The 6,901-nt window shown below is 65.7% G+C and carries 4 protein-coding genes; 1 reads left to right on the top strand and 3 read right to left on the bottom strand.

Annotation, left to right across the window (positions count from 1 at the left end; translation table 11 throughout):
• Positions 1-709 (top strand): MFS transporter (locus IC50_RS01675; RefSeq protein ID WP_035699687.1); only part of this gene is annotated, 709 nt, incomplete at its 5' end.
• Between the two features lie 89 nt (positions 710-798).
• Here the strand turns inward: IC50_RS01675 and IC50_RS01670 are convergent.
• From IC50_RS01670 to IC50_RS01660, 3 genes are all read right to left on the bottom strand, one after another.
• Positions 799-2,493 carry an alpha/beta hydrolase gene (locus tag IC50_RS01670; protein WP_035699685.1) on the bottom strand — a complete coding sequence of 565 codons (1,695 nt, stop codon included), beginning with the start codon at positions 2,491-2,493 and terminating at the stop codon, positions 799-801.
• Positions 2,494-2,514: 21 nt separating this feature from the next.
• On the bottom strand, positions 2,515-4,995 hold the full coding sequence (locus IC50_RS01665; protein WP_035699683.1) for a GAF domain-containing sensor histidine kinase: 2,481 nt from the start codon (positions 4,993-4,995) through the stop codon (positions 2,515-2,517).
• 104 nt (positions 4,996-5,099) lie between these two features.
• Entirely contained in the window at positions 5,100-6,848 is a 1,749-nt protein-coding gene (locus IC50_RS01660; RefSeq protein ID WP_271525616.1) for a thiamine pyrophosphate-requiring protein, read from the bottom strand.
• Positions 6,849-6,901 lie beyond the last annotated feature (53 nt).

Below are 6,901 nucleotides of genomic sequence, written 5' to 3'. Positions count from 1 at the left end.
GGAGGAGCCGTTCCTGCCGCTGCCGCTGCTCGGCGGAAGCGTCGTACCGTTCGGGCTGATGGCCGGGGGCTGTGCGCTTGGCGCGATCACGGGCCTCACGGTCCAGCTCCCGCTCTATTACGAATCTGTCTACCGCCTCAGCGCCAGCGAGGCGGGGCTTGCGCTGATTCCGCTGGCGGCAGTCTCGACCTGCGGTGCGGCCATCGCCGGGCGTACCATGGCGCGGGCCAAGCACTACAAGCGCGTCGCCATCATCGGCACGTCCTGGGCCGCGCTGTGCGGCCTCGGTCTCACGCTGACGACGCTGCCGCTATGGGGCCTGCTGACGCTGATGGCGGCGTTCGCGCTCGGCCTCGGCACGACCTTTCCGGTCTGTGTGGTCTCGGTGCAGAATTCGGTCGCGCGACCACAGGTCGGCACCATCACCGGCGCGTTGAACTTCTTCCGCTCGCTGATGTCCTCGTTCACTGTCGCGGCCTTCGCGGCGATCCTGCTGATCGCGCTCGGCACCGACATCCCGCTCGCCGGCGAGCATCACGCCGCAGGCGGCATCCCCGCGATCCCCGCCGAGGACATGCGGCATGCATTCCGCTACGTCTTCGGCGCCGCCACCGCGCTGATGACCGGCGCCGCGCTCTGCCTGATTGTGATGGAGGAGCGGCCGCTGGCCGGCCCTTCCGTCACCAAGCACGTCGAGATGGCGGATTAGGGATTCTATTATTTGAGCATGATCTCCGCGCAAACGCGTTTCGCGTTTGTCGCGTGGGAAAACCGCTGCCCACTTTTCCGGATCATGCTCTATCCGCCGCGATCGGGATCGTCGTCGGCATTGCCGGTCTTCCGCGCTTTCGCTGCGAGCTGTTCCTTGAGCCGCGCCAGCGCTTCAGCAGACCAATCACGGACATCGGTGACCGCGACCCAGGCATCGACGTAGTGCTCGGGCGCGTAGACGTGGCCAAAGCCCATCGGGGTATTGGTCGCGACCGCCATATCGAGGGCGAGCTGCAGCATCGTCACGATCGGATACCATCGCAGCTCCGGCGAGACGTCCGGTCCGCGCGGCACGCTCATCCAGGCCGGGACCTGATAGGCATCGCGATAGGCGAAGAACGTGATCGCGTCGCTGGCATATTGCAGGTAGACGACGCGCATCGGGCCCCAGGGCATATCTGGCGGCACTGTCGGCCCATTCTGGTTCATGAAGCGCACGAAGCGGCTGTCGCGGAATTCGGGGAGCCATGCCGGCGAGCCGGGGTTGCGGCTCGCCGTGACCGAGCGCCAGATGCGGCTCTCGAACGGTGGCCCGCTCCATAGCGCGCCGGCAATGGGATCGCCGATCGTCTCGAACAGCTCCGCGGATTTTTCCGAGTTCATGGCGCCGAGGCTGAGCCCGTGAAGATACAGCTTCGGCCGCCGGTCTTTCGGCAAGCTCGTCCAGTAGCCGTAGATTTCCGCGAACAAGGCGCGCGCTGCCTCTGCGCCGTATTCGGGCTGAAACAGCAGCGACAGCGGGCTGTTGAGATAGGAATATTGCATCGCGACGCTCGCGACATCGCCGTGGTGGAGATATTCGACCGTATCCATCGCGGACGGATCGATCCAGCCGGTCCCGGTCGGCGTAATCACGATCAGGATCTTGCGTTCAAAGCCGTGCTGGCGCTTGAGCTCCTCCAGCGCGAGCTTCGCGCGCGCCTGCGCCGTGCCTCCGCCGGCAAGGCCCACATAGACGCGCACGGGGTCATGCCCGGCCCGGCCTGTGACGGCGCCGATGTCCGCTGCGGTCGGACCCGAGGCAATGAACCGGCGGCCTGTGCGCCCCAGCTCCGTCCACTTCACCAGCGACGCCGGACTTCCGGTGCGATCCGGCGCGGTCGGCTGCGGTCGTTCGGGCTCGTGCAGGGCGTCGAGTTCACGGAAGGACGAATCGAGCGCACGAAATGCCGTGCTGATCAGGACATTGCTGGCAATCGACCAGAACAGCAGGCCCGCGACCAGAACGCCAATGGCGTTCGCGACCTTGCGTGGAATGATGCGCTTCGTGTGCCTGGCGAGGAATCGCGACACAAGCGCGAACAGCCGCCCCAGCAGCAGCAATGCGGCGAACGTGACGAGGGCGATGGCGCAGACCTTGAAGGGATGCGCGGTTTCGACCGGCGGCATCTTCATCACAGCGCGAATCGAGTTCTGCCACTCTGCGGCGCGCCACAGATAGATGACGACGACGACCAGGCACACGGCCGCGACCAGCGCGTTGGCAGACGAGCGCAGGCGCGTCGAGGGCTCGGGCAGCTCGAGATAGTGCCACAGCCAGCGCCAGAGGTTGCCGGCGAGGTAGCCGATCGCAAAGCAGGCGCCGGCGAGGGCGCCTTGCGTGAGATAGCTCCGCGGCACCAGCGTCGGCGTCAGCGCGGCCGCGAAGAACAGCGCGCCCAGCACGAGGCCGACGCCGGACAGCGAAACCAGTTGTCGCCGAATGAGCCGGGTCAGATTCATGAAAGCACCTTCCGAGCGTAGCTACCTGTCCTTGTCGGGGAAGCCGCTCTTGCGCGGCAGCAGGATCGTGAATTCGGTAAACTCGCCCGGCTCGGTGGTGACGTCGATCGTGCCGCCGTGCTGCTTCACCACGATATCATGGCTCATCGACAGCCCGAGGCCGGTGCCTTCGCCGGCCGGCTTGGTGGTGAAGAACGGATTGAACATCTTCTCCTTCACCTCGTCCGGAATGCCGGTGCCGTTGTCGCGTATCCGGATCTCGATGCTGTCGCCGCGATCGCGCGTCGTGGCGGTCACTACCGGTTCGTAGCCTGCGGTGCCGTCCTTCGCCTTGCGCTTCGTTACCGCGTAAAATCCATTCGAGATCAGGTTCAGCAGCACCCGGGTGATCTCCTGCGGAAACACTTCGGCTTGTCCGGCCGCGGGATCGAGCGCGCGCTCCAGCGTCACGTTGAACCCCGGCTTCTCGGCGCGTGCACCGTGATAGGCGAGGTTGAGGCTTTCCTCGACCAGCGCGTTGATGTCGCTCAGCCCATGCTCGCCGCCGCCTTCGCGCGAATGCAGCAGCATGTTCTTGACGATGGAATCGGCGCGGCGGCCGTGCTGTACGACCTTTTGCAGATTGTCCTTCAGAAGCCCCGTCAGCTCGTCGACCTCCGCGCGGACATCCTCTGCGAGCGATACCGGCGCAAGCACCTCGTTCAGCTCCTCGGTCAGCTCGGCAGACAGCGAGGCGAAATTGTTGACGAAGTTGAGCGGGTTCTTGATCTCGTGGGCGATGCCGGCAGTGAGCTGGCCGAGCGAGGCCAGCTTCTCGGTCTGGATCAGCCGGTCCTGCGCGGCGCGCAGATCGTCGAGTGATCTGGCCAGCTCGCTCGTGCGGTCCTGCACCTCGTTGAACAGGCGCGTGTTCTCGACCGCGATCACGGCCTGGTCGGCAAAGGTCTTGAGCAGGTTGATCGCCTTGTCAGGAAAATGACCGGGCTCCCGCCGCGTGACGGCGATGGTGCCGATCGCGACGCCGTCGCGCAGCATCGGCACCACCAGGATGCTGCGATAACCTCGCGTTCGCGCCAGTTCCTTCATGGCCTCGGTGAGATCAGGTTCGCTCTGCATGTCGCTGCGGAAGGCATATTGTCCACTCCGTGCCACCCGGCTGTGAATGCCAGAAGCCGACAGCGGCGCCGGGAAGGAGCCGAGCAGATCGGCGTTGCCGGAGTCATTGTCGGTGGTGAAGGCCGCCAGATGCAGCATGCCGTCGACGATGCGGGTGACGGTGGAGGAGTGGCCGCCGATCAGCGCCTTGGCGCTGTCGGAGATGGCCTGGAACACCGGCGTGACGTCTGACGGTGAGGCCGCGATCACCTTGAGGATATCGGCGGTCGCGGTCTGACGTTCCAGTGCTTCCCTGGTTGCGTTGAACAGGCTCACGTTCTTGATCGCGATCACCGCCTGATCCGCGAAGGTCTGTAGCAGCCGCACGTGATGCTCGGCGAAATGGCCGGTCGCCCGGCGCGTGGCGATGATGATGCCGATGGCTTCGCCCTCGCTCATCAAGGGCGCGAACAGCATGCTGCGATAGCCGCGGGCGCGGGCGATGTCGCGCGCGGCCGGCTCGAGCTCGGTGTCGGGCAGTTGCGCCGCGGTACCATTGGCCACGAGCGGGTAGGGCGGGAACTGTGCAAACGGCACCGGGAAGGAGGCCTGGAGCACGCGATCGCCCGCGGGGTCGGTCGGCGTGAATGCCGCAAGGTGCGCGGCGCCGTCGATATAGCGCAGCACCGCTGTGGAGAATCCGCCGATCAGGCGATTGGCGTTGGCGGCGATGGCATCGAACACCGGCTGCACGTCCGAGGGCGAGGCGGCCATCACCTTCAGGATGTCCGCCGTCGCCGTCTGGCGCTCGAGCGTCTCTTTCGTCTCGTTGAACAGCCGCGCGTTCTCGATCGCGATCACGGCCTGGTCGGCAAAGGTCTGGAGCAGCTGCACGTGATCGGGCGCGAATGCGCCGGGCTCGGCGCGCGTGACGCTGATCATGCCGACCGGCGCGCCCCGGTTCATCAACGGCATGAACAGCACGCTGCGGAAGCCGCGCAGCCGCGCGAGCTCCCGGTTCAACTCGGGAACGTCGGCGGCCTCGCTGTCGGGAAACTGGATCGTCTCGCCGTCGCGTACGAGGGCAAAGGTCGGGAAGTCCGCGATCTTGCGCGGGAACGACGCCATCAGCCCTTCGTCAGCCTCCGGGCTGGTCGGCGTGAACGCGACGAGGTGCAGCTCGTCGCCGATGAACTGAAGCACGGTGGCGGAGAAGCCTCCGAGCAGGCGCTTCGAGCTGGACGCGATAGCCGCGAACACTGGCCGCGCGTCGGAGGGCGAGGCCGCGATGGTGCGCAGGATCTCGGCGCTGGCACTCTGGCGATCCCGCGCTATCGCAAGCTCGCTGCGCAGCCGCGCGTTCTCGGCTGCGAGTTCATCGGCGATGTTGTTCGGAGGGCTGGTCATCCGCAATCCGGCTCGATGCCGCGACGCACGCGGCACCGCGCCGGATTATCACATTCCCTACGGCCGGAGCCAGCGTCGGAAGCCTTGCTGAAAACCGGCCCTGCTCACGTGCCCGGCCGCGACACCTCCGTCTCCTTGCTGGTAACGAACTCCAGCAGCACCGGGATCCCTTCCTGCGTCTTCTGGATGCCCCGCTTGATCGCGGGCACGATGTCCTCCGGCCTGGTCACCCGCTCGCCATGGCCCCCGAAGGCGCGCGCCATCGCGGCGTAGTCGCCGGAGATGTCGGTCGAGCGATACTTTTCGGTCGAGACCGGCATCACCTTCAACTCGATCGCCATCGAGAAATTGTTGAGAAGGATCGACATGATCGGGATGCGCTCGCGCACCGCGGTCTCGAAATCCATGCCCGTGAAACCAATCGCTGCATCGCCCCAGACATTGATGCAGAGCTTGTCGGGCCTTGCGAGCTTGGCGCCCATCGCCAGCCCAAGGCCGTAACCAAGCTGCGTCGTCTTGCCCCAGCCGAGATAGGTGAGGGGCTCGACCGCTCTCCAGAACGGAGAAAGCTGGTCGCGCGGACTGCCGGCATCGTGGGTGATGATGGTGTTCTCGATGTCGACGGTGTGCTGCAGGTCCCAGAGCACACGATATGGGCTGAGCGGCGCGTCATTGCTGGTCAGCTTCGGCATCCATTTCGCCAGCCACTCCTTGTGCGAGGCCGCGATCTCGGCTGCGACCGCCGAGGCATCGCGATCCGCGGTGACGGCCTTGCCGATCTCCTCCAGCAGCGCATCGAGCACGAGGCCGGCATCGCCGACGAGGCCGATCCTGGCTTCCACATCCTTGTTGAGATGATTGGGATCGAGCGTCGAATGGATGATGGTCTTGCCCTTCGGCATCGCGATGCCGAAATTGGTCTCGGTGAAGGAGCAGCCGATGCCGAAGATGATGTCGGCCTCGCCCAGAAATTTCGGCACCGCGCGCGGCACCGCGAGGCCGCCGGAGCCGAGCGAGAGCGGATGCGTTTCCGGAAACGACGATTTGCCCCCCAAGCTGGTGGTGACGGGGATCGCCAGCCGCTCGGCCAGCCGTTTCAGTTGCGGCCACGCCTGCGCGTAATGCACGCCCTGGCCGGCATAGATCACCGGCCGTTTCGCGTTGACGAGCAGGCTGGCTGCTTCCTTCACGTGAACAGGGTCGGCGCCGTAGCGGGTGCGCAGCACCGGCGTGTAGTCGAGCGGCTCCGGCACTTCCTCGTTCCACATGTCCGAGGGAATCTCGACGATGACGGGCCCGCCGCGGCCGTTCTTCAGCCTGGTGAAGGCGCGGCGGAAGATGTTGGCGACTTCCGCGGCCAGGATGATCGGCTCGGACGACTTCGCGAACGGCTTCATCGCCTCGCTGGAATTGAAGTTCGGCTCGATATGCGACAGCCTGCGCTGATAGCCCATCGGCAGCACCAGCACCGGCACGGATTCGCCGAAGCACTGCGCGACGCCGCCCATCGCGTTCTCCGCGCCGGGCCCGTGCTGCATGCAGAACGCGCCGATGCTGCGCCCCGACGTCACCCGCGAGATCGCATCCGCCATGTGGATGCCGACGCGCTCCTGCCGCACCATCACCGGGCGGATCTCGGCTTTCGCCGCATGCTCGATCAGATGGTTGACCGGATAGCCGCAGAGGATCTCGATCCCCTCGCGCCTCATGATTTCCGCGATGGCGGTGCCGAGCTTCATGGCGTCTCTCTCCCTTAAGGCTTGGCCGGTTGGTCCGGCCGATTGGGGAGAGAGGATCAGGAATTCCCGGAGGCGTAAAGCATGGCTGATCGCATCCGCAGGTAGGTCAGCCATGCAGGACGCGCGCGCAGGAAGGTTCGCCATCGCTACTTGGCGGTTCGCAGTGT

The organism is Bradyrhizobium genomosp. I (2014), assembly GCF_000261685.1.
In the GTDB taxonomy this organism is placed as follows: Bacteria; Pseudomonadota; Alphaproteobacteria; order Rhizobiales; family Xanthobacteraceae; genus Bradyrhizobium.
The sequence above is the reverse complement of the archived record's forward strand: the minus strand, read 5'-3'. Positions and strand labels throughout refer to the sequence as shown.

Bases quoted from the DNA above. Each gene is read 5' to 3' on its own strand.
- IC50_RS01665 (WP_035699683.1), bottom strand. From the start codon at position 4,995: ATGACCAGCCCTCCGAACAACATCGCCGATGAACTCGCAGCCGAGAAC.
- IC50_RS01660 (WP_271525616.1), bottom strand. From the start codon at position 6,848: ATGGCTGACCTACCTGCGGATGCGATCAGCCATGCTTTACGCCTCCGG.
- IC50_RS01670 (WP_035699685.1), bottom strand. From the start codon at position 2,493: ATGAATCTGACCCGGCTCATTCGGCGACAACTGGTTTCGCTGTCCGGC.